The sequence below is a fragment of the Kurthia sp. FSL E2-0154 genome (assembly GCF_038003625.1).
Classification (GTDB): Bacteria; Bacillota; Bacilli; order Bacillales_A; family Planococcaceae; genus Kurthia; species Kurthia gibsonii.
Genome location: NZ_JBBOPO010000001.1, coordinates 81,101 through 104,006 on the forward strand (window position 1 = coordinate 81,101; position 22,906 = coordinate 104,006).

Consider the following 22,906-nt stretch of genomic DNA (forward strand, 5'->3'; position numbering starts at 1 on the left):
ACGTTTTCCATTTTCAAAAAAGGAGTGTTTCCACATGAAAAATAATCGATATCGCATTGCGAATCGAGAAGCATTAATGGGGATTGGACTTGTGATCGTCAACTTCGCCATCTGGTACGGTTTTGCGTATGGGCTTGGTAGTGGCGATCCAGAAAAATATACATACGTTCTCGGTTTCCCAGCATGGTTCTTCTATAGTTGTATCGCAGGAACGGTGTTTATGATTATCTTAATTTATTTCGTAATCAAGTTCTTCTTTAAAGAGGTTGATTTTGAGGAGGAAGAAGAATAATGCAGTGGTCGGTCATTCTACCATTAGCCATTTTCGTCATTATCATTTTTGGAATTGGTTTTTGGTCAAATAAATTTGTTACAAAATCAGATTCGTTCCTATCTGAATATTTCTTAGGTGGACGTGAAATGGGCGGGTTCCTACTAGCCATGACGATGATGGCGACATATGGAAGTGCCTCATCTTTCATTAGTGGTCCAGGAGTTGCCTATAATACAGGGCTTGGTTGGGTGTTGCTTGCACTTGCACAGCTGCCAGCAGGTTATTTTGTCTTAATGATTTTAGGGAAAAAATTTGCGATTGTTACACGCAAATTCAAATCGATTACACTCATCGACTTTTTACGTGCACGCTACAACAGTAACGCCGTCGTTATTTTATCAGCAATCAGCATTATTATTTTTTTATTCGCTTCGATGGTCGCACAGTGGGTAGGGGGCGCACGTCTAATTGAGTCGCTAACTGGTATGAAATATACAACAGCGCTATTCATTTTCGCAGTTGTCGTATTAGTCTATGTAGTCATCGGTGGTTTCCGAGCAGTTGCATTAACGGATGCGTTACAAGGAACGATCATGGTCATTGGTACAATCATTCTATTAGTCGGTGTAGTCATCGCAGGCGGCGGGATTGACAATATTATGAGTGATTTAGTAAAAGAGAATGCGGAACTCGTATCGCCATTCGGTGTCGGTCATGCCTATTCACCAGCCTACGTGTCGTCCTTCTGGATTCTCGTCGGTGTCGGTGTCATCGGTCTACCACAAATCGCTGTTCGTGCAATGAGTTATAAAAATTCACGCGGTATGCACCGTGCCATCTTAATTGGAACGATTGGAATCGCAACCATCATGTTCGGCATGCACTTAGTTGGGATTTTCGGTCGCGCAGTTTTACCAGGAATCGAGCTAGGCGATAAAGTGATGCCAGCCTTAACGATGAACGTTTTACCACCATTCGTCGCAGGAATTGTACTTGCTGCACCAATGGCAGCGATTATGTCGACGGTCAATGCACTACTCATGATGGTGAGTTCGACAATCGTAAAAGATATTTATCTACATTACATTAAGCCAGATTCAAGTGATGAACATGTAAAAAAGACGAGTTTCATCATTACAACAGTTGTAGGGATTTTAGTCGTGATTATGTCACTAAATCCACCTGAAATTATTGTGTGGTTAAATCTATTTGCATTCGGTGGACTGGAAGCCGTATTCGTATGGCCAATCGTTCTCGGTCTCTATTGGAAGAAGGCGAATAAGTTCGGCGCGATGGCTTCTATGCTTGTCGGAGTAGTCCTCTACATCGCCATTACCCAATTCTCACCAAATATCTTTGGTGTACACAGTATTACATTCCCAATTGTATGTGGTCTGATTACATTCGTGATTGTTAGCCTACTTACACATCACAAAATCAAAGAAGCACCACAATATATTTAATAGTTGAAGCAGCATGCGATTTTGCATACTGCTTTTTTTGTGCGAGTGCCTCGTTTCGCTGGTCGAATGACCCGAATCAGGGAGCGAGTGCCCCGTTTCGCTGGGCGAATGTTCCGAATCAGGGAGCGAGTGCCCCAATTTCGCCCTCGAATGACCCGAATCAGGGAGCGAGTGCCCCGTTTCGCTGGGCGAATGTTCGAATTCACCCAATCCTAGTCAATTCAAGTCCCCTTCTATTACTCAAAAGCCTTAAAGAAAGTACGGAGAGGGAGCAATTTAGTCTTTTGTGCGAGTGATCCATTTTCGCCCTCGAATGCCCCGGTTGGACGGGCGAATACCTTAATTTCATCACCGCTGAAAGGGGATTCCCGCCACTGAAAGGGACAAATCGACGCGCGAAAGGGAATCCTGGCAATTGAAAGGGACAAAACCGCGCACAAAAGGGAATCCCCGCCACCGAAAGGGACTATTCCGCGCGCGAAAGGGAATCGGCGCCACTGAAAGGGACAAATCCGCGCGCGAAAGGGAAACTTGGCATTTGAAAGGGACTATTCTGCGCGCGAAAGGGAATCCCCGCCATTGAAAGGGACAAACCCGCGCGCGAAAGGGAAACGCTGCCACTGAAAGGGACAAATCCGCGCGCGAAAGGGAATCCCCTGCCACTGAAAGGGACTATTCTGCGCGCGAAAGGGAATCCTGGCAATTGAAAGGGACTATTCCGCGCGCAAAAGGGAATCGGCGCCTCCGAAAGGGACAAATCCGCGCGCGAAAGGGAAACTTGGCATTTGAAAGGGACTATTCCGCGCGCGAAAGGGACAAATCCACGCGCGAAAGGGAATCGTCGCCTCCGAAAGGGACAAACTCGCGCGCGAAAGGGAAACGCTGCCTCTGAAAGGGACAAATCGACGCGCGAAAGGGACAAATCCGCGCGCGAAAGGGAATCGGCGCCGTTGAAAGGGACAAACTCGCGCGCGAAAGGGAAACTTGGCATTTGAAAGGGACAAAACCGCGCGCGAAAGGGAATCCCCGCCACTGAAAGGGACAAATCCGCGCGCGAAAGGGAATCGGCGCCGTTGAAAGGGACAAAACCGCGCGCGAAAGGGAATCACTGCCTCCGAAAGGGACAAATCCGCGCGCGAAAGGGAATCGCCGCCATTGAAAGGGACAAATCCACGCGCGAAAGGGAATCGGCGCCTCCGAAAGGGACAAAACCGCGCGCGAAAGGGAATCGGCGCCACTGAAAGGGACAAACTCGCGCGCGAAAGGGAAACTTGGCATTTGAAAGGGACAAATCCACGCGCGAAAGGGAAACACCGCCTCCGAAAGGGACTATTCTGCGCGCGAAAGGGAAACGCTGCCTCTGAAAGGGACAAACCCGCGCGCGAAAGGGACTCCCCGCCTCCGAAAGGGACAAACTCGCGCGCGAAAGGGAATCATAGCCATTGAAAGGGACAAATCCGCGCGCGAAAGGGAAACTTGGCATTTGAAAGGGACAAATCCGCGCGCGAAAGGGAATCGGCGCCGTTGAAAGGGACAAATCCGCGCGCGAAAGGGAAACGCCGCCTCCGAAAGGGACAAAACCGCGCGCGAAAGGGAAACGCTGCCTCCGAAAGGGACAAATCCACGCGCGAAAGGGAATCGCCGCCTCCGAAAGGGACAAATCCACGCGCGAAAGGGAATCCCCGCCGCTGAAAGGGACAAATCCGCGCGCGAAAGGGAAACTTGGCATTTGAAAGGGACTATTCCGCGCACGAAAGGGAATCTCGCTCTCCGAAAGGGACAAATCGACGCGCGAAAGGGAATCCCCGCCTCCGAAAGGGACAAATCCACGCGCGAAATGGAAACGCCGCTCACCGAAAAGGGCATATTTAACGTTTTACCATGCTAAAACGTTATCAAACTAACAAGTGAACTACTTTTCTCAAATAGCGTTTTGCTCGAAAAATATGTGATATGATGATGAAAAAATAGAAGGAGTGTTGGAAATGGCGATCCTTGGGACATTTTTATTGATGTCTTTTTTACTTATTATTTTGCCGGGACCAGACTCTAGTTTGGTCATTCAAAATTCGATTATGTATGGACAAAAAGCAGGTTTTAAGACAGTGATGGGGTCGGTGTCAGGTCTACTCATTCATACAAGTGCTGCAGTTCTTGGATTATCGGCTCTACTAATGCAGTCGGCAACATTATTTACTATATTAAAATACATAGGTGCAGCTTATTTAATTTATATCGGTTTTAGTGCATTGCGCACATTAAAAAATCCACCGACAGAGGAAGAAATTGTCGTAAAAGGGAAAGAAAAATCCTTTTTCTTACAAGGCTTCATTACATGTGCATCTAACCCGAAAGTAGCCGTATTCTTTTTAACGTTCTTGCCACAATTTGTGCAGCCAAATTATAACCATATGTTACAATTTGCAGTTATGGGAATCATCTATGCAGTGATGACGATTATTTGGTTTTTATTATATGTCTATTTAATTGATGTGTTTTCAAAGTGGCTGAAAAGACCAACTGTACAAAAGTCAATTCAAGGCTGTACAGGCATCGTTTTATTACTATTCGGTCTTCGCTTAGCATTAGAAAAAACAAATTAAGTCCTCAAATAACTATTGAGGGCTTTTTTTTATGGGTATAGGAAATGTAGTAAAAAAGCAAGTAGTATTTTGTCAAATATTGTATAATTAATTTTATAAAGGGGAGATGCTCTATATGAAGAAAGTGGCGTTGAATGTGAGAGAATATCAAGGGGTTACGTATTATTCGGATGACGAAAAAGAACGTTATCTTTTAAAAGTTATTTGTGACCCAGAAGTGGATAAGTCTGTTACAGTTATTATGTTAAATCCAACAACGACAGAAGAAGCATTAGCAGATCCTGTTATACAAAAAGCGATCCACTACTTTCCAAATAAAATAGGTAAAGTGAATATTATTAATTTATTCCCTTTTCGAGAAAATCATATTCATCAACTAGATGAACATATGAAGGAGCAGAATATGCGCTATTTTAGTATTATTAAACAAAATCTGCATATGATTAAATTAGCAATTAAAGACGCCGATGAAATTATTTTAGCCTGGGGGAGCTTACCAGATGATTTTTCTGAGGCACACTGTCATACATGTATTCGTGATATTGTTCATCTAATTCGTATGTTTCATAAGACGAATCACTGTTATGTTTTTGAGATTGAAGGACAGGAATCTTTACTGACATGGGACAATCATCCGCATCATCCAAGAGAAGGAAAAATTAAAGGTTTACAACATGTGTCTGAACTTTGGATAGAAGATGGTTGCTTAGTACTTCGTTTTCAATAGAATAGCTGTTTTTCGTGGTGAAAAATGTTAAAATGAATACATTAATTTAAGGAGGGGATCGTGTGACTATGTATAAAAATATTATTATCGCAATGGATGGCTCCGAAAATGCAAAGAAAGCACTAGATCGTGCAGTAGTACTTGCCAAAACGAATAAAGCAAAACTGTATATCGTGAATATAATTGATACACGTACATGGGCGAACATTGAAGCGCATAATGCAGAGAAGCTTCAACAAGAGGCAGAGGTATTCTCAAAAAGTTTAATGGATAGTTATAATGAAGCAGAACTAGCAGATATTGAAGATGTAAATATTATTGTGGAAGCAGGTTCTCCAAGAACAATGATTACACATGAGATTTCTCGTCGTGTAAACGCAGATTTAATTATTTGTGGAGCATCTGGACTTAGCAAGACAGCTCGTTTTCTTTTAGGAAGCGTTTCAGAAAATATTGTTCGCACAGCAGAATGTGACGTATTAGTTATACGTCATCAGTGAAGAAAGAGGCCATTAATCAGCCTCTTTTTTTTGAACCTTAACGCTCATTTTATTCCATAAATTAGTTGTTTTAATATGAATTAAGTACTATAATATGGAAAAAAGATCTATTCCGAAGGGGTGTTTAGATGAAGAAAACGTGGTTTATTGGCTTTGAATCGTATGATGTAATATTTCAAAAAGATTTGTATAAAAGAGAACTTGATTTATCGAATATACTATGTAGATTAGGTAATTTATTAGAAGTTTCATACATGAGTGAAAATTATACAGAGGAATATCAATTATATACGTATGAAAAAGAACAAGAATGTTTTCTAAAACTCTATACACAATTTAAACAAGGAATTATTCACATTGAGCAGAAGATCATAGATGAAAAGGAGAGACGAAAAAACTTTTTGATTCAACATCAAGTCCAAGAATGGATTACAATGTTACCAAATGCATTCGACATGCATAAACAGCTATCTACATTTGAACAGGGCGAATGGAAGATGTGGCTAGATTTTTGTCTAAAGCAACATCAAATTACACCTTTAAAAGCATATACATACCAAAAATTAGTTGAATTAGCCTGTCTTTTTTATGCGTGGTATTTTCTTAATCACGTAATAGATTGGGAGCGATTTGATATAGATCCAATTTATCGTGCAAATCAACAATATTATTTAAAAAAACATTATGATGAAGCTACTTTTAATAAATTAGAACACCTGATGATTTTTCAAAAAATATATTTACTTTTTTAAAAGAAAACAATCTAAATTGGTTCACTGTAAAGAAAAATGAAAGAACCTATTTAGATCGTTTTTTATGTTTTATTTCTTTTGTAATGTATAAGACACTTGGTCGCTAATAGTTCCATCCTCTTGAATTCGATAGAGTTCATATGTATTAGCATTTGTTTCAACAATTGTATAAGTCGGTTTGTCATTTAACAGAAGTTGTCCTTCTTTAATAGTGTATTCACTAATTGTTTCATGTTGTCCATCTTTTAATGTAAGAAGATTAGCATCTTCATTGAAGTCCATTTCAATTGAGTGGTCATTAGTTCTTGCTGTATACTTTCCATTTAAAGAAATAGAACCACAAGCAGCAAGTAGGGTTGTTAGGACAAAAATAGCCCCTAAATTTGAAAGTTTTCTCATCGATTCAAACCTTTCATACTAGCATTCTATACTATCATAGCATAGGAATAGCTATTACTAAGTAAATTTTTTGTCAAAATCGTTACATGAAAAGAGCGGAGGGATTGAATGAAAAAGAAATTTTTAACTAGCTTTACAACGGTATTCTTGGGGATTGGGTTCATCATAACACCTACAGCACAGGCGGCTGAGCCACTTACAGAGGTCAAAAATATTGTCAAACAAGTCTACTATCCTGGTGTATCAGACAAAACGCTACAACAAGCAAAAACAATTAAACAATTAATGAGTAAACTCGATCCATACTCAGAATATTTAACATCTGCGCAAATGAAGCAATTCATCAATAGTATCGAAATGAATTATGTCGGAGTGGGTGTTACAGTGCTAACTCATACAAAAGGATTAAAAATTACAGAAGTAGTTGCCACTTCGCCAGCTAAAAAACAAGGAGTTCAAACAGGGCATATCATCACAAAAGTGAATAACAAAAATTTAAAAGGAATGAAGTATGAACAAGCTATTTCCTTATTAACAGGTAAGGTGAACACAAATGTGACGATAACAGTTTTGAACCCAAAAACGAATCAAACGAAGTCGTACACAATGAAACGCCAAAAACTAAATGTACCAAATGTTGAAACGAAGCGACTGGCAGGAGGTGTTGGTTACATTCGTCTTAATAGTTTTGCATCGAATAGTGCGCGTGACTTACAAAACCATATGACGAAATTAAAAGATGTGAATAGCTGGATTCTCGATTTACGTGGTAATCCTGGAGGCGACGTAGAAGCAGCTGAAAAAGTAATTGGTATGTTTAAAAAGGCAAAGTACGCATACTATATTAAATTCGCAAAGGACAAAACCTATTACTATCAGCCACCTGTTAAACAAAAAAAGCAATTTAATGGTTCTGTAGCAGTTCTTGTAGATCAACATTCAGCAAGTGCTTCAGAAATGACGGCTGCAGCAGTAGAGGGACAAAAATTAGGGACAGTTTACGGACAAAAAACCTATGGAAAAGGCGTGCAACAAGGCTTATTTCCACTTAAAAATAATAAAGGCTATTTAAAATTAACAATGGCAGAATTTTTCGGCCCAACAACTGGAACAGGATTTACAAAGATTAATCGCGTGGGTGTTACACCAAATGTTAAAACAGTAGTTGGAGCAGAAGTACAGACGAGTCATAAAGCATTACTTCAAAAGGCTCTCGCAAAAAGTAGTGTAAAAATGAATAGCTATGTCATGTCTTACCATAAGCAAACGATGACCGTTAAACCTTCGAAAACATTGTCGTGGTCGAAGTTGAAAAATGCAAAAGTATATGTCATGCAAATTGGTGGTACAACACAAAAAGTAACCATCAAAAAAGCCTCTCAACAACTCGTTATTCAACCGAAAACGATATTGAAAAAAGGCTCAACATATTATGTGAAAATAAAGCCATCAACAGGTAAATCGACGTACACCTATATGCGTGTTGGAAATTAAGATGCTTTAATAAGCATCAGTGATGAAGTAATCGTCGCAATGACACGATTACGCTGATATACTTCTGACTCCACATAGGCAATCGTCTTGCCTAACTTTTTAACGATTGTACGAATTTCTGCTTCGCCAACTGTGCCGGAGCGATGATAGGTTGATTGAATGGATATACTTGTGAAGGCGATATCGGGTTTTACGACACTGAGTAAAGCATAAGCCATACCAATATCGGCAGCCGCAGTAATAAAGCCGCCAAGTACTGTACCATTGCCATTTAGTTGTTCAGGTGTAATGTGCCAATAACAAGTTGACTGTCCTTCATTCGCTTCTTTAAATGTGACGTTCAGTAAACTTTCAGAAGGTGATGCTTTGATTCCTTGTTTTAATAAAAAGTCGAGTCGATTCATCTTTAAAACCTCCAATTTTTGTATAATTATATAGTGAAAGGAGAAATCTCGCTTAGATTTCTCCTTTTTAACTGCATGTTATTTTTCGATAATGCCTTTGAATGTAGCTGTACAAAGTGCTACCAATTCACCAGCTGGATTGTGAATACGACCTTCTACAATAACTGTTGAACGTGTTTTTTCGATGACCTGACCTGTGATTTTTTGAATACCTTCATCGCCTTGACGAATAAAGCGCGTTTCCATCTGAATCGTTAGGACATTATCAAAACCAACAGACATCGTTGCCATTCCCATTACATTATCGAGTGCCATCATGATAATACCACCATGCAATGTCCCACTTGTATTTTCTATTTCTTTTTTAAATGGTAGATGAATCTCAGCGTAACCGTTTTCAGCTTTTACAAATTGAAAACCAACTTTATGCCAAAGATCAAGTGCTTCAAAACGTTGTTGAATTGAAAGTTTCGTTGTCAAAAGAATTCCTCCTGAATAGATAAGCTTACTATTAATCATAGTAAACAATGCATAAAATTGCTATATAAAAATGGTTTTTTCCATTAATTTGGAATAAAAACGTTTTGACAAATTTTCGACAATTATTGAAAACGGAACCACACATATTATTTCGGAAAATATATATTTCATGATATGATAGTGTTAAATACATTATAGGAGGTTTTTTTCAATTGAAAAAAATAATTGCAGCACTTTTTGTAGCGACATTAACATTCGCTGCGGTAGGACCAGTTCTATCATCCACTCAACCATTAACAGCAGATGCGCGTGGCTATAAATCAGGCAAAAGCGGCTTTAATGTCAGCAAAAGTCCATCAAATAACAACACAAATTCAAATGTACAAAATAAATCAAATACAACAAACAACAAAACAACAAACCAATCAGCAGCGCAAAAAAGTAACAAAGGCGGCCTAATGAAAGGCTTAATGCTTGGTGGGTTAGCAGGGTTATTATTCGGTGGTTTATTATCTGGTATGGGTGCTATGGGGAATATTTTAGGATTATTAGTAAACGTAATCGCTATTCTAGTCGTTATTATGTTAATCGCTAAAATCGTATCAATGTTCCGTAACAACAAACGTGATAAAGAGGAAGAGGATCGTAAAGCATGGAAATCGTAATCCCAGAACAAGACGTAATTAACTCAATTTGTTTATATCATGCACGCGAGAAAAATATCATTCCTGAAGATGTTGAAGTAGAGTTAATGTATGACGATGAATTAGGTTTTGAGGCAGAAGCATTCTCAAATGGCATGTCAACACTGTATAAAGAAGGTAATATGATTTCAGCGCTTCGTGTTTGGGTAGAAGATTACTTAAACATGAATCCATTCTCAACAAGTATTCGACTTGAACTGGATGACGAGCAAGGAATCATTGCATACGCAGCAGAATAGACAGTAAAGAACCTCAGATTTTAAAATCTGAGGTTCTTTTTTATACGGGAATAAGATCTTTTTTCAATCTACTTAACATTTTTTTAACTTTTGCAACTTGTTTACGTGAACTGAATTCTTCTAATACGTTAATGGCAGCTTCGCGATTCCCATTCGCTATATAAGCTTCTGCTAATAGAATCGCAAATTTATATTCTTTAGGGAATTTATCGTAAGCCTCTTTTGAAAATTCAATTGCTTCACTCAATCTTTTAAGAGCTACTAAAGCTTTACTGATTGATACATAAGGACGGTCGAAATCAGGCATCATCTCTTTTGCATGTTGCGCAAAATCAAGCGCCCATTTGGCATGATTCTTTTGTAAGCAATAATCAGAAACGACCCAATAGTACTCAGACGATTTTTTACGCAATGCGCCACGTTCGATTTCTTTTAACGGTTTCTTTTGTAAAAAGTCCATAACAAGTGGCTTTAATTGTTTCGTTTGTGCTAAAAAACGAGGTACGCGATGCCCAGCATACGGAATTTGTAAAATACGTGCTTTTGGATAAGACGGCAAAATTTCATGTTTGATATAAGGTTCATCTACTAAATTTTGCGGATCATATACAATCGTAATATTTGGGTTATGTGAAACAGGGTGTGGAGAAATATGTTTAAAAGGCTCTTTTACAACGATGGTACGCGCACCATAATCTGGATTAGCAGAGTTTCTAGGAGCCATCGCTAAAATACGAATATCTGATATAGGGGAACCAAAGTATAATGCAGCATAGCCACCTAAACTCGTTCCATAGGCAAACTTATCTTCATATGTAGAGAAAACAGGTGAAGTAGAGTCGATATAATCTTCTCGAGATAAATCTTGGTGAAAGTTACGCACATGGTCACGGCGTAAAGCAACTAAGTCCATATCATTCTTTTTAATTAAGTTAAATGAGAACGGTATATCATGCCATGTTTTATCAATCGTATCAAATGTTGCGACGACACGTTCATTAGGTATTCGGTGTTTGTATAGTTCGATACGTGATTTACCATTATTAAAAATAATATATTTTCGGTAGGAGTCTTTAAATAACTTACTATATTCTTCAGGATTCTCATTTCTTATCGTTTCAACGAGTTGTTTTGACTCTTTCTTTTGTCCGAGTAATTGTAAACAAACGGAATAATCATATAGTGATGTGGTAGTTACTTCTTGATCATGTAACAAGGGGAATAATTGCGAAGCCCATTTCCAATCAAAGATTTGCATAGCTTTTTTCGTAACAAAACGAAGATAAGGGCTATTTTTTTGTTTTGCTCAATTCCAAGCATGGCAATTTTTTTAGCTAATGCCTTTTCTTCTATATTTAACAAGTAATTGATACAGCTTTCATAGAAAAAACGAGACGCGGCTTTTTTACCAATCATTTTTTTTATCATTTTGCGAAGTACAAAAGTCTTTTCGTTTTTAGCCTTTAATAAGGAACGAATTTCATGGTTACACGGATAATGTTGTAAACCTTCCTTTAAAAGGCGTGAATAATTTTTTCCTTGTATTTGTTTTGCTAATTCTATGTATTGATGTGCAGATGGTTTTACGGGGGCTTGCTGAATCATGCTACATAATTCTGCTTGTAATGCTTTTGAATCCATGAAGGATTCACTCCTTTCGAAATACAGTCAATACAATTAAAACATAATTCCCAGTAACATTTTTACAGAATAGTGAATTGTAATAAATTTTAAAGAACCTGTAACTGATAAGTAATATTAGGTGTTTTTGTTAAAAGAATGTAATAGCATTTTTAATAAACTTCTGAAACAAGTCGTTTATTTGTAATTAAATCGATAGATAGTGACATCATTAAAAAATAACAGTTTGATTCATAAGTGAAAAAACACAACTTTTAGTCGAAGTTTGTCGAATATTGTCTAGTTAGTCAGTCTTTATTTGACTATTTTTGTAAATAAAGCGCTTTATTTATTATAAATTCTAATAAAATATACCATTTTATTAGTCTTTAAGTAACTTTAATGGGTAATAATTATGTCGAATGTTATTTTTTTGATAAAAAGTAGAAAAGTATCGTAATTTTATGATTGTTTTTTAGAAAATAGTAAAATAAATTATAAAAAACAAATAAAATAGTATTTTAATGATATTTATCATTAAAATAATAGGTAAAATAAATTATTATTCTATATTTTAGTAAGAAATTTAGAAAAAGGCTAAAAAAATAAGAAATGATATGATATAGTAGTCAATAAGTGATACATGAAGGACTTATGTAGGATATTGTTTAGTATTATTCTCATGCACTCGAGTGTATTACGAATAAATAACATTTATGACTGAAAAGGAGATTTTCAATTATGCGTAATTTCAAATTAATTAAAACTGCAGCAGCCCTAGCATTAGGAGCTTCAGTAGTAACATCAGCTGTAGTAACAACTGACGCTTCAGCAGCAAGCAAGTACAAAATCAAGTCTGGCAAACTAGTTGTTGCCAAAACTGGTAAAGTAGCTAAAGGCTATGTTACTTATAACAAAGTAGTTTACAAAGACGGTAAAAAATTCACTGGTCTAAAAAACAAGGTTTATTACAAATTAGGTAAAAAAGCAACAGGAACATATAAAGGAGCTTACTACGTAAAAGGCGCTAAAAAAGTAACGACTGGTACTTACAACAAAGCTTACTACGTAAAAGGTGTTAAAAAAGTATCTACAGGTCTTTACGCTTCTAAATACTACAAAGATGGTAAAGTAGCAACAGGAACATATAAAGGTGCTTACTACGTAAACGGTGTTAAAAAAGTAACAACAGGAACATATAAAGGTGCTTACTACGTAGCAGGTAAAAAAGTTGTAACTACAGGTCTTTACAAGGATCAATTATATGTAGATGGTAAATTAAACCAAGGTTACAAATTATACAATGAGGAACTTTACAAAGATGCAGTATTAAACACTGAATTAGCATTATTCGAAGGTAAATTATACGATGGCGCTAAATTAAACGAAGGCATCAAAGAATTCGACGGTAAATGGTACAACAACGCAGAACTTGCTAATGGTACATTCACTATCGAAGGTAAAGAAGTAGCAATCGAAAAAGGTATCGAAGTAGGCGCTAAAGTTGCTTCAGTTGAAGCAGTAAACGGTACAACATTTGTTGTGAAATTCAACAAAGCAGTAGATAAAAAATCTGCAGAAGCAGCAACAGTAAAAGTTGGCGCAACTAGTTTAACAGCTGGTAAACTATCTGAAGATGGTCGTACATTAACTTTCACAACAGCAGCAGCAATCGTAGCTGAAGATGCAACAGTTGAAGTACCTGCAATCGTAACAAAAGCAGACGAGAAAGTATCTACACCTAAATATGTAACAGTATTAAACTACAAAGATACAGTAGCACCAGTAATTGCTTCAGCATCATCAGCAATCGCTACAATCGATGCAACAACTACTAATAAAGTAACTGTTAAATTCTCAGAAGCAGTACAAACTGCAGGCATCGCTTACGTAAATGGCGAAGCAGCAACAGTATCACAAGGTACTAACAAAGATGAGTTAATCTTAACTTTCACAAAAGCATTAAAAGCTGGTGAAGCAGTAGAAGTTAAATTAACAAATGTAAAAGATATCGCTGGTAACACAATCGATCCAAACCCAGCTACAGTAACAACTCAAGTTGTAGCAGCAGATGCAGTAGCACCAGTCGTTACAAACGTAACAACAAAAGGCTTAACTGTAACAGTTGCATACGATAAAGAAGTAACTGCTGGTGATGTTAGCAAAACATACGTATCTTCAAATGGCGTACAAGTAGCTACTTTATCAAATGCAAAATCTTCTGAAGATAAAAAATCTGTAACATATACAGTAACATTCGGTGGAGATGCAGCAGGTTTAGCGGCTAAAGCAGCATACGAGAAAGATCACACATTCACAGGTGTGTTATATGCACAAGAAGGTTTAGTTTTAGATAACGCTAAAAACAAATCTGCAGCATTCACACAATCAGTGAAATTCGAAGCAGATACAACTGCACCAACACTTGTTTCTTCTGAATTCAAAGAAGGTAAATTAGTACTTTCATATGATGAGGAAGTAGTATTAGGCGCTGGCGCGAAAGTAACTTACTTCGAGAAAAACGCATCAACTGGTTACATCGGTTCTACACAAGACATTACATTAAATACTACACCAAAAACTGGTAACACAGTAATCGATGGTAAAACAGTAACAGTAACAGTACCAGCTTTAGGTGCAGAGAAAACATACGAGTTTAATGCAGCAAAAGGTACATTCAAAGATGCAGCAAACAACGAAGTAGCAGCATTCACAAAAACAATTACAACTCCGAAAGAAGAAGTAGTTGAAGCAGAAGATAAAGTAGCACCAGCTATCACAGCAGAAAAAGGTAATGCAGAAGCATATACTTTAACTTACACAGTAACAGATGCATTAAATAACTTAGACTTCGCAAGTATTTTAGATGTAGCGAACTACACATTTGCAGGTAAAGCATTACCAGCAGGTACAAAAATTACAACTAATGCAACTGGCGCAGCTAAAACAGCTAACGTTACAGTGACATTACCAAAATCAGCATTTGCTCAAGATACTAAAGGTGTATTCACAATTACAGGTATCAAAGATGTTAAAGGTAACGCTGTAAAAGAAATCGTAACAACTAAAGAAGTAACATTTAAAGATGCAGTAGCTCCTGAATTAACAGCAGCTAAAATCAATGCAGACGGTACAATTACAATGACATTATCTGAAAAATTAGCAACACCTTTAGTTGATGGTGATGTTAAAGTAACAGCTACTAAAGGCGGTACTCCAACAGTGATCGCAGGAGCAGTAGCTGCAGGTAAAGGTGCAGACGCAGGTAAATATGTATTCACAGCAAATACTCAAGCAGCAGATATCTTAGCAGCAGATTCAGTAGTAGTTGAAACAGCAGCTGAAACTACAGGCGCAGATGCAGCAACTAACAAAGTTGTTGGCGGCACAAAAATTACTGCAACAAAATAATTCAAACGCAAGTTAATAACCCAAACTTTATGTGTTCACACATAACAACAGTAGGAATCGCCACGTGCGATTCCTACTTTTTGGTTATTGGAAAAAATGGCTTCAGAGCATGAGGAGGAGCGAGTGACCCGTTTTCGCCCTCGAATGTCCTGTTTGAATGGGTGAATGACCCGAATCGAGAGGCGAGTGACCCAAACACTTCTCCGAATGTCCCGTTTCGCCGGTCGAATGTTCGAATTCGCACTATCATAGTCAATTCAAGTTCTCTTGAATTGCTCAAAAGCCTTGAAGAAAGTACGGAGAGTGAGCAATTAAGGGTGTTCGAGCGAGTGACCCGTTTTCGCCCTCGAATGTCCTGTTTGGACGGGTGAATGACCCGAATCGAGGAGCGAGTGACCCGTTTTCGCCCTCGAATGTCCTGTTTGAATGGGTGAATGACCCGAATCGAGAGGCGAGTGACCCAAACACTTCTCCGAATGTCCCGTTTCGCCGGTCGAATGTTCGAATTCGCACTATCATAGTCAATTCAAGTTCTCTTGAATTGCTCAAAAGCCTTGAAGAAAGTACGGAGAGTGAGCAATTAAGGGTGTTCGAGCGAGTGACCCGTTTTCGCCCTCGAATGTCCTGTTTGGACGGGTGAATGACCCGAATCGAGGAGCGAGTGACCCGTTTTCGCCCTCGAATGTCCTGTTTGAATGGGTGAATGACCCGAATCGAGCGACGAGTGACCCGTTTTCGCCCTCGAATGTCCTGTTTCGCCGGTCGAATGTTCGAATTCACATGAGCATAGTTAACTCAAGTCCTCTTAGATTACTCAAAAGCCTTGAAGAAAGTACGGAGAGTGAGCAATTAAGGTTGTTCGGGCGAGTGACCCGTTTTCGCCCTCGAATGTCCTGTTTGGACGGGTGAATGACCCGAATCGAGGAGCGAGTGACCCGTTTTCGCCCTCGAATGTCCCGTTTAGACGAGCGAATGACCCGAATCGAGAGGCGAGTGACCCAAACACTTCTCCGAATGTCCCGTTTAGACGAGCGAATGACCCGAATCGAACGGCGAGTGACCCATTTTCGTCCTCGAATGTCCCGTTTAGACGAGCGAATGACCCGAATCGAGGAGCGAGTGACCCGTTTTCGCCCTCGAATGTCCTGTTTGAATGGGCGAATGACCCGAATCGAGCGACGAGTGACCCGTTTTCGCCCTCGAATGTCCTGTTTGAATGGGTGAATGACCCGAATCGAGAGGCGAGTGACCCGTTTTCGCCCTCGAATGTCCCGTTTCGCCAACCGAATGTTCGAATTCGCACAAGTCTAGTCAATTTAAGTTCCTAACACTCAGCTTAAATTAAAAACCAGAACAGTCCGTTCACTGTTCTGGTTCCAATTTATTTTCTTTTTTCACGCTGTACGGCGAGTAAAAATTGTGGGATTTTTAACATACGTTTAGCACGAGTTGGTTGTGTAATTAGGCGATAAAACCACTCTAAATTAAGGCGTATAAAGAGTTCTGGCGCACGATTGACTTGTCCTGATAGAACATCAAAGCTACCGCCTACACCCATCATAATGACGTTCTGGAAGCGATGAGCGTGCTCTGCAATCCATTCTTCTTGTTTGGGCGCACCGAGCGCAACAAAAATGTGAGTTGGCTTTAGTTTAGCAATTTTTTCAGCTACTTGAACGCCATCGCCATCGCCACCATAACCGTCAGAAACACCGACGATTTGAGCATTTGGAAAACGTTTTTCAGCTTCTTCAGCGGCTCTTTGGGCTATGCCTGGTTTACCACCATAGAAATAAAAACGGTGCTTTTCAACATTTGCTAGCGATAAAAATTCAAGTAATAATTCATAACCAGCAATACGTTCTTGGAGAGGTGTGCCGAGCATCTTTGCGCCCATAACAACACCAATTCCGTCTGCTACAACATGATCGCTCGCACGTAAATAGCCCTCATATGTAGGATTTTCTTTAGCTAACATGATAATTTCTGGGTTGGCTGTGACAATTTGAATGGGACGTTTTTGTTTTTCTAACAAAATCATCATTTTTTTTGAAAATTGTGCTTTTGTTGTATTCGTAATGGGTATATTTAAAATGTTTACTTTATTCACGAGTTGTTCATTCCTTCGAGTTTAGTCCATTTCATTATATAAGAAAATGTAAAGAAAAGAATGTAAAAACCGATAAAATAATTAGGAATAATATGGATTTTAAGGGATGATTATTAAATTCACACTATAGACATAGTTTGTGCCAAAAATTTCATTACATTGACACATTAATTTTCTAAAAAGAATGTGATATGATATGCTTTGTGAAAACAGCCATATATCGATGAAACTTTTTAATATGTTCATCCGTTAATATGGTAGACAATATAATAAGATTGGAAGTGGATGTTATGAGTGAAAACAGACGTTTTAAACCGAAGAAGGCTGCGTTTAAGCGTTTAGTAGTAGCTTTCATCCTCATTGCAGTTGTTGCAGCTGGCATCTATGCTTTAGTAACTAAGACGGATGACCAGGCGAAAGACAACAACATTCGTGTTCAAAATGAAGAAAAAGAAGCGAAAAAAGAGCCAAAAGATGAGGGCGAAAAAGAAGCAAAAGGTACGGTAACGAAAGAAACTTCAAATGAAGAAACTTCTTCAAAAGACACAACAAACCAAGATGAAACACCAGTCAACATGCCGACCTATAATAAAGATGCGATTATTGCCAATGCGAAAACGCAAATTTATACAGTTTATACCGATCTACAACAAGGTTCTGGCTTCTTAATAAATAATAAAGGTGACATTTTAACAAATGCGCACGTAGCAAAAGACGCAGGGTTTGTTGTGGTGAAAAATGAATTAGGTCAAGAATTCCAAGGGAAAGTCATTGGTATTTCTAATAAAACAGATGTTGCATTAATTCGAGTACCTGATTTAGAAGGGAAAAACCCGCTTGTACTTGATACAGCTACTGCAAAAGTGGGGACGAAAGTTGTTGCAATTGGTAGTCCAAAAGATCAATACGGCACTACTACAGAAGGTGTTATCAAAAGTATCGGTGCTGAATTCGTGGACGATTATACATACAAAAACTTGTATGAGATTACGGCACGCTTAAATAAAGGTTCAAGTGGTGGGCCACTAATTAATGCTGAGACAGGTAATGTCATCGGTATTAATTCCATTATTTTAGAAGATCACCCGGAGATTGGTTATGCAATTCCTCTAGCCTCTGTGATGGGGCTAGTAAATAAATGGTCAGCGCAAGATATTAAAATTGATTTCAATGAAGATACAGAGTTTGATAATAACCATGCAGATGAAGCTTACTTTGATGAGAACTTCTTAAAAGAAAGTATGGAAAGTTATTATGTATTATTAATTCAATCTATTAAAAATGGTAAGCACAAATACTATGATACGTTCATCGGAAACCGTCCAGCAATGAAAGAAGCAGACGCGATGGTATCACGTTATACAAAAGATAAGCAGTTTAAATCACTTGATTACAATGTAACAGGTGTCACAATTAACAAAGATTATGCAACAGTAACAATGAATACTGTAGCGAAGTATGTAGATCCAAAAACGAAAAAGACACATACGATTACAGAAAATGTGGCGTATACAATTATTATCAATGATATTGGAGAGTATGAGATTTCAAGTATTATTGTAAACAGTTCTGTAGATACAGGTAAACAAGTAGAAGAAAAACCTGTAGAAAAACCGACAACTCCTGTTGAAAAACCAGAAGTAGATGAGCCAGAAACAGAAGAGCCTCCAACTACAGATGGTAAAGATGATACAAAAACAGATACTGAAAAAGAAGATGTGCCAGCAGATACATCTAGCGTAGATAGTACAACAGAAGAATAGTGAAACAGGTTGGGGCATAAATGTAAAAACTATTATCCCACATGAACATAAGAAAAACTGGAATCGCGCTGTGTCGTGGTTCCAGTTTTTCGTTGCAAACACTAAAAAGGAAAGTAGTGTGTTTGTCCTAGATTGTTTGTCTCTATACAAAAAAAGAGTAGCTTTACATGAGCTACTCTTTTATCACGAATTTAATTGGCTCTACAATAAATAACGTTGGTGAAGAAAAAAGCACCGAACTCACATGAGATCGGTGCTGGAACTTCACTTGCGTTATTTTTTTATATAAAACCATAGAAAACAAGTGAGTTTCCCGATAGAATAAAAGTCGACTAAAACCCATACTAAAGGAGAGACTCACTTGCATACTACTCATGATATTAAAAATTTACTAGATATACAAGACCCAAACATCACTTTTTCCGATGCATGTGTGGAAATAAAGCAAGATAGAGGAAAGGTATGTAAATTTATTTCCGCTACACTTACCTATATACCGACCCATTGCGCGGTTTGTGGTATGAAAAATGAACATTTTTCCGTGATTAAAAACGGGACACAAACATCCCGCATCACGTTGCCACTCACGGGGGTGCATCGTACCTTCCTTTTACTCAAAAAACAGCGCTTCTTTTGTAAAAGCTGTTCCTGTACTTTCGTGGCGCGTTCGTCTATTGTCGATCGCCATTGTTTTATTTCCAATCAAACGAAAGCACGCGTTACGATGAAAGCGACCGAAGCGCAATCCATCACGTTGATTGCCCAAGATGCGATGATTTCGGTGTCTTCTGTGCAACGCTTTATTCAAGCGTATGCGAATGAATGCCTGAAACCAACGAATCGACTACCGGAAAACCTGTCGTTCGATGAATTTAAATATGCCAAAGGGCGCATGGCTTTTCAATATATTGATGCCCAAACAGGCACGATTTTGGATATTTTACCGAGTCGCTTCAGTTTTCATATTAAGAACCATTTCTACACGCGTTACAGCTATCGTGAACGCTGTTCGGTCAAAACCATTACGATTGATATGAATGCCGGATATGAAAAACTCATACAAGAACTGTTTCCAAAAGCGAAGATCATCATCGACCGATTCCATCTCGTTCAATTGATCAGTCGTTCGATGAATCAACTGCGAATCCAAGTCATGAATGGTTTTAGACGCGGGCACAACGAAGATCAGAAGAAATATCGTCGACTGAAAAGATATTGGAAACTACTTTTAAAAAACGAAAAAGACCTAACCTACACCGCTTATAAACCGTTTGGGTTATTTGGGCAAACGACGGACAGGACCGTTGTCGATACATTATTGAGTTATGATGAACGTTTACAAGTCAACTATACACTGTATCAATCCCTATTAAATGCCATGAAAGACAAAGATATAAACGCCTTACAAACGCTCTTAAAACAGCCTTTACACGAAGCGATTTCACTTGATTTCAGAAGAAGTATACGCACATTAAAACATCACTTAAGTTCCATTGAAAATAGTTTTATGTATCCATTCAATAACGGAAGAATTGAAGGCATCCACAATAAAATCAAAGTCTTAAATCGTGTTGCCTATGGGTATCGTAATTTCACGAACTACCGTCAACGAATCTTCATTCATTTCAAATTGAAAAGAGCGAGCTGCGTTTCATAAATGAAACACAACTCGCTCGAAAAACCGACTCGTTTATTCTGTTAAATAGTCTCACCAACGTCATTTGACAAAGAGCCATTTAATTAGACAACTTGAATTAATTTAAGAATTAGAAACGGCCGTAACCTACTACATAACGATCCCAATAACCAGAAAGAGATTGGTACTGAACACGGTTACCAGCAGCATGTAATAATTGACCATTACCAGCATACATTGCTACGTGTGTAATACGGCTGCTACCTACAGAGAAGAATACTAAATCGCCAGCTTGTAATTGGCTGCGAGATACCTTCTTAGAAGCTGCGTATTGAGCGCCACTTGTACGTGGGATAGATTTGCCAACTTTATTTTTGTAAACATAGCTAGTGAATCCAGAACAGTCGAAACCGCGTGGTGTTGTACCACCCCATACATATGGAGTACCTAAAAACTGAGAACCATAAGAAATTAATGCTGAACCGTTGTTAGATGCTTTTTTTACTTTTTTAGATGAAAGATACTTTGCATTCATCCAACCAGATTTACCAGTATATGTACCATAAACCCAAGTTGTACCGTTTACAACTTTTTTAGATGATAATTTAACTTTGTTACCGTTTTTAAGTGTTTTTACAACTTTAGAGTTTACTGTAGCACTAGAGCGCATATTTAGTGATCCGTCACCTGAGTAAACATATTTTGTAGCTGAGTATTGAACTGCTTTAGAAGTAGCAGCAGAAGCATCCGTAGTTGCTCCAAATAAAGATGATAGTGCGATTGCGCCCGTGGCGATTGTTGAGATAACTAATTTCTTAAACATGTGAGTCCTCCAATAAATTCGTTTTTTATGTAATCGTTTTGTTTAAATTCGTAAGTAAAAATTAACTACACTAACTTTATAAAAAAACAACACATCAAACAAGGTTAATTCAGTTACAGTTATATTACAGTTATATTACAAAAATACGGTTTAAAGATATTAATATTCAGATAATATAAGTTTTATAGGATGGTTTTCATGTTTTTTTGAGAATTTATGCTTTTTTTTATTATATGTATATAGAAATAGAAAAAATACTGCTGGCGTATATTACACTATGTAATATATGTCGAAGAAAAATAGCCTAATACAAAAAGAGAAACCGCTTTTTAGCGATTCCTCATCTTTTATTATAAGCGACCATAACCTGCAAAGTGTTCTTTCCAATAACTTTGATAAATACTAGAAATTTCTACGCCGTTATCGCCAGAATGAATGAATTGGCCATTACCCATGTAGATACCTAAATGGGTAATACCTGCTGCATACGTATTTTTAAAATAAACAATATCTCCAACCTTCGGAGAACTTACTTTAGTGGATATATTATAATATCCTGCTGCACTGGTACGTACAATTTGTTTACCAGATTGGTTGAATGTGTAATAAATAAAACCAGAACAGTCGAAGCCTCTTGGAGTTGTTCCACCCCAAGTATATGGTGTTCCAATAAAACTTTTAGCAATGTTAATGAGGTCATTTTTGTTCGTTGGATTGCTAACTGGTTTTGTATTACTATTTGAACCAGATCCCGTATTTGGTTTTGTTACAGTTACTTTGCCTTTGACTTTAAGTTTTTGTCCAACATAAATGATATTAGTTTTCAGATCATTCAGTTGACGAATATTTTCAACTGTTGTGTTATATTGTGCTGCAATCTTCGCAAGATAATCTCCATTTTTCACAATATATACAGATGTATTTGTAGAAGATGAAGGCTTCGAGTTTTGTACAGGCTTTTTATTAGGTGTTGTAGTTGATGGTTTTGAAATAGTTGTTACTTTGCCTTTAACTTTAAGTTTTTGTCCAACGTAGATGATATTAGTCTTTAGATTATTCAGTTGACGAATTGAATCGACTGTTGTGTTATATTTCATGGCAATGGCGTATAAATAATCTCCATTTTTAACAGTATAGACGCTGCTAGAAGTACTTGATGTATTCAATTTTTTATTCGTAGTTGAACTTGATTTTTTTGGTGTTGTTATTTTTGATGAAGATGAAACTTTTAATTTTTGATTAACAAAGATTAAGTCAGACTTTAGATTATTTAGCTGTTTTAACTTTGCTACCGTTATATTATGCTTCATTGCAATGACATATAAACTGTCTCCACTTTTAACTGTATAAATTTTTGAACTGGCTTCTGCATCGGTGTGACCTGCGACCATAACGGCAGCCCCTACTGCTACAGCTGCATAGAGTGACTTTTTCATTCTAATTTCACGCTCCTTCGAGTCAATACCATCTTTAGTTAATTACCTTTAATAAAATTAACTAAACA

At 37.9% G+C, this 22,906-nt stretch carries 20 protein-coding genes; 12 read left to right on the forward strand and 8 right to left on the reverse strand.

All coding sequences use genetic code 11. The features are described 5' to 3' along the window. Positions 1-34 precede the first annotated feature (34 nt). From MHB75_RS00320 to MHB75_RS00345, 6 genes are all read left to right on the forward strand, one after another. Positions 35-292 carry a YhdT family protein gene (locus MHB75_RS00320; protein ID WP_068455689.1) on the forward strand — a complete coding sequence of 86 codons (258 nt, stop codon included), beginning with the start codon at positions 35-37 and terminating at the stop codon, positions 290-292. Then, positions 292-1,737 (forward strand): sodium/pantothenate symporter, encoded by a 1,446-nt coding sequence (gene panF / locus MHB75_RS00325; protein ID WP_141275002.1) that lies wholly within the window; start codon positions 292-294, stop codon positions 1,735-1,737. Before MHB75_RS00320 ends, panF begins: the two co-directional genes overlap by 1 nt. A 1,985-nt stretch (positions 1,738-3,722) precedes the next feature. Continuing rightward, positions 3,723-4,340, forward strand: a complete 618-nt coding sequence (locus MHB75_RS00330) for a LysE family translocator (RefSeq protein ID WP_087682296.1) — start codon at positions 3,723-3,725, stop codon at positions 4,338-4,340. Between the two features lie 115 nt (positions 4,341-4,455). After that, positions 4,456-5,067, forward strand: coding sequence for a DUF1643 domain-containing protein (locus MHB75_RS00335; protein WP_340995119.1), 612 nt, complete (start codon positions 4,456-4,458; stop codon positions 5,065-5,067). A gap of 68 nt (positions 5,068-5,135) precedes the next feature. Beyond that, the gene (locus MHB75_RS00340; RefSeq protein ID WP_307723186.1) at positions 5,136-5,567 is read left to right on the forward strand and encodes a universal stress protein; all 432 of its coding nucleotides are present in this window, start codon (positions 5,136-5,138) and stop codon (positions 5,565-5,567) included. Positions 5,568-5,695: 128 nt separating this feature from the next. Beyond that, positions 5,696-6,319 carry a hypothetical protein gene (locus tag MHB75_RS00345; protein ID WP_340995121.1) on the forward strand — a complete coding sequence of 208 codons (624 nt, stop codon included), beginning with the start codon at positions 5,696-5,698 and terminating at the stop codon, positions 6,317-6,319. A 69-nt stretch (positions 6,320-6,388) separates the two neighbouring features. Here the strand turns inward: MHB75_RS00345 and MHB75_RS00350 are convergent, their stop codons facing one another. Continuing rightward, a complete protein-coding gene (locus tag MHB75_RS00350; RefSeq protein ID WP_340995122.1) occupies positions 6,389-6,718 on the reverse strand; it encodes a hypothetical protein in 330 nt (109 codons plus the stop codon). 108 nt (positions 6,719-6,826) lie between these two features. Between MHB75_RS00350 and MHB75_RS00355 the strand changes: the two genes are divergently transcribed. Beyond that, entirely contained in the window at positions 6,827-8,212 is a 1,386-nt protein-coding gene (locus tag MHB75_RS00355) for a S41 family peptidase (protein ID WP_340995123.1), read from the forward strand. On the opposite strand, the gene MHB75_RS00360 is transcribed toward MHB75_RS00355, so the two are convergent. Continuing rightward, the gene (locus MHB75_RS00360) at positions 8,209-8,616 is read right to left on the reverse strand and encodes a PaaI family thioesterase (RefSeq protein ID WP_340995124.1); all 408 of its coding nucleotides are present in this window, start codon (positions 8,614-8,616) and stop codon (positions 8,209-8,211) included. The two genes, MHB75_RS00355 and MHB75_RS00360, sit on opposite strands and share 4 nt — an antisense overlap. Positions 8,617-8,694: 78 nt before the next feature. Further along, on the reverse strand, positions 8,695-9,096 hold the full coding sequence (locus MHB75_RS00365; RefSeq protein ID WP_141274932.1) for a PaaI family thioesterase: 402 nt from the start codon (positions 9,094-9,096) through the stop codon (positions 8,695-8,697). 212 nt (positions 9,097-9,308) lie between these two features. On the opposite strand from MHB75_RS00365, the gene MHB75_RS00370 reads away from it, so the two are divergent. Beyond that, the gene (locus tag MHB75_RS00370; RefSeq protein ID WP_068455661.1) at positions 9,309-9,761 is read left to right on the forward strand and encodes a hypothetical protein; all 453 of its coding nucleotides are present in this window, start codon (positions 9,309-9,311) and stop codon (positions 9,759-9,761) included. Further along, complete coding sequence (locus MHB75_RS00375; RefSeq protein WP_068455658.1) at positions 9,749-10,039, forward strand: DUF2653 family protein; 291 nt, start codon at positions 9,749-9,751, stop codon at positions 10,037-10,039. Before MHB75_RS00370 ends, MHB75_RS00375 begins: the two co-directional genes overlap by 13 nt. A 40-nt stretch (positions 10,040-10,079) precedes the next feature. On the opposite strand, the gene MHB75_RS00380 is transcribed toward MHB75_RS00375, so the two are convergent. Together MHB75_RS00380 and MHB75_RS00385 are read right to left on the reverse strand one after the other, a co-directional pair. Further along, on the reverse strand, positions 10,080-11,255 hold the full coding sequence (locus MHB75_RS00380; protein ID WP_340995132.1) for a tetratricopeptide repeat protein: 1,176 nt from the start codon (positions 11,253-11,255) through the stop codon (positions 10,080-10,082). Next, on the reverse strand, positions 11,234-11,680 hold the full coding sequence (locus MHB75_RS00385; protein ID WP_340995134.1) for a hypothetical protein: 447 nt from the start codon (positions 11,678-11,680) through the stop codon (positions 11,234-11,236). Before MHB75_RS00385 ends, MHB75_RS00380 begins: the two co-directional genes overlap by 22 nt. Before the next feature lie 720 nt (positions 11,681-12,400). Between MHB75_RS00385 and MHB75_RS00390 the strand changes: the two genes are divergently transcribed. Further along, entirely contained in the window at positions 12,401-15,070 is a 2,670-nt protein-coding gene (locus tag MHB75_RS00390; RefSeq protein WP_340995136.1) for an Ig-like domain-containing protein, read from the forward strand. 1,381 nt (positions 15,071-16,451) lie between these two features. On the opposite strand, the gene MHB75_RS00395 is transcribed toward MHB75_RS00390, so the two are convergent. After that, positions 16,452-17,180: a WecB/TagA/CpsF family glycosyltransferase gene (locus tag MHB75_RS00395; RefSeq protein ID WP_340995138.1), complete on the reverse strand. Its 729-nt coding sequence runs from the start codon at positions 17,178-17,180 to the stop codon at positions 16,452-16,454. Between the two features lie 290 nt (positions 17,181-17,470). Between MHB75_RS00395 and MHB75_RS00400 the strand changes: the two genes are divergently transcribed. Continuing rightward, entirely contained in the window at positions 17,471-18,943 is a 1,473-nt protein-coding gene (locus MHB75_RS00400; RefSeq protein ID WP_340995140.1) for a S1C family serine protease, read from the forward strand. Between the two features lie 433 nt (positions 18,944-19,376). Beyond that, on the forward strand, positions 19,377-20,600 hold the full coding sequence (locus MHB75_RS00405; protein WP_223196490.1) for an ISL3 family transposase: 1,224 nt from the start codon (positions 19,377-19,379) through the stop codon (positions 20,598-20,600). Between the two features lie 109 nt (positions 20,601-20,709). On the opposite strand, the gene MHB75_RS00410 is transcribed toward MHB75_RS00405, so the two are convergent. Further along, the gene (locus MHB75_RS00410; protein ID WP_340995143.1) at positions 20,710-21,402 is read right to left on the reverse strand and encodes a C40 family peptidase; all 693 of its coding nucleotides are present in this window, start codon (positions 21,400-21,402) and stop codon (positions 20,710-20,712) included. A 350-nt stretch (positions 21,403-21,752) separates the two neighbouring features. Beyond that, the gene (locus tag MHB75_RS00415; RefSeq protein ID WP_340995145.1) at positions 21,753-22,838 is read right to left on the reverse strand and encodes a C40 family peptidase; all 1,086 of its coding nucleotides are present in this window, start codon (positions 22,836-22,838) and stop codon (positions 21,753-21,755) included. Positions 22,839-22,906 lie beyond the last annotated feature (68 nt).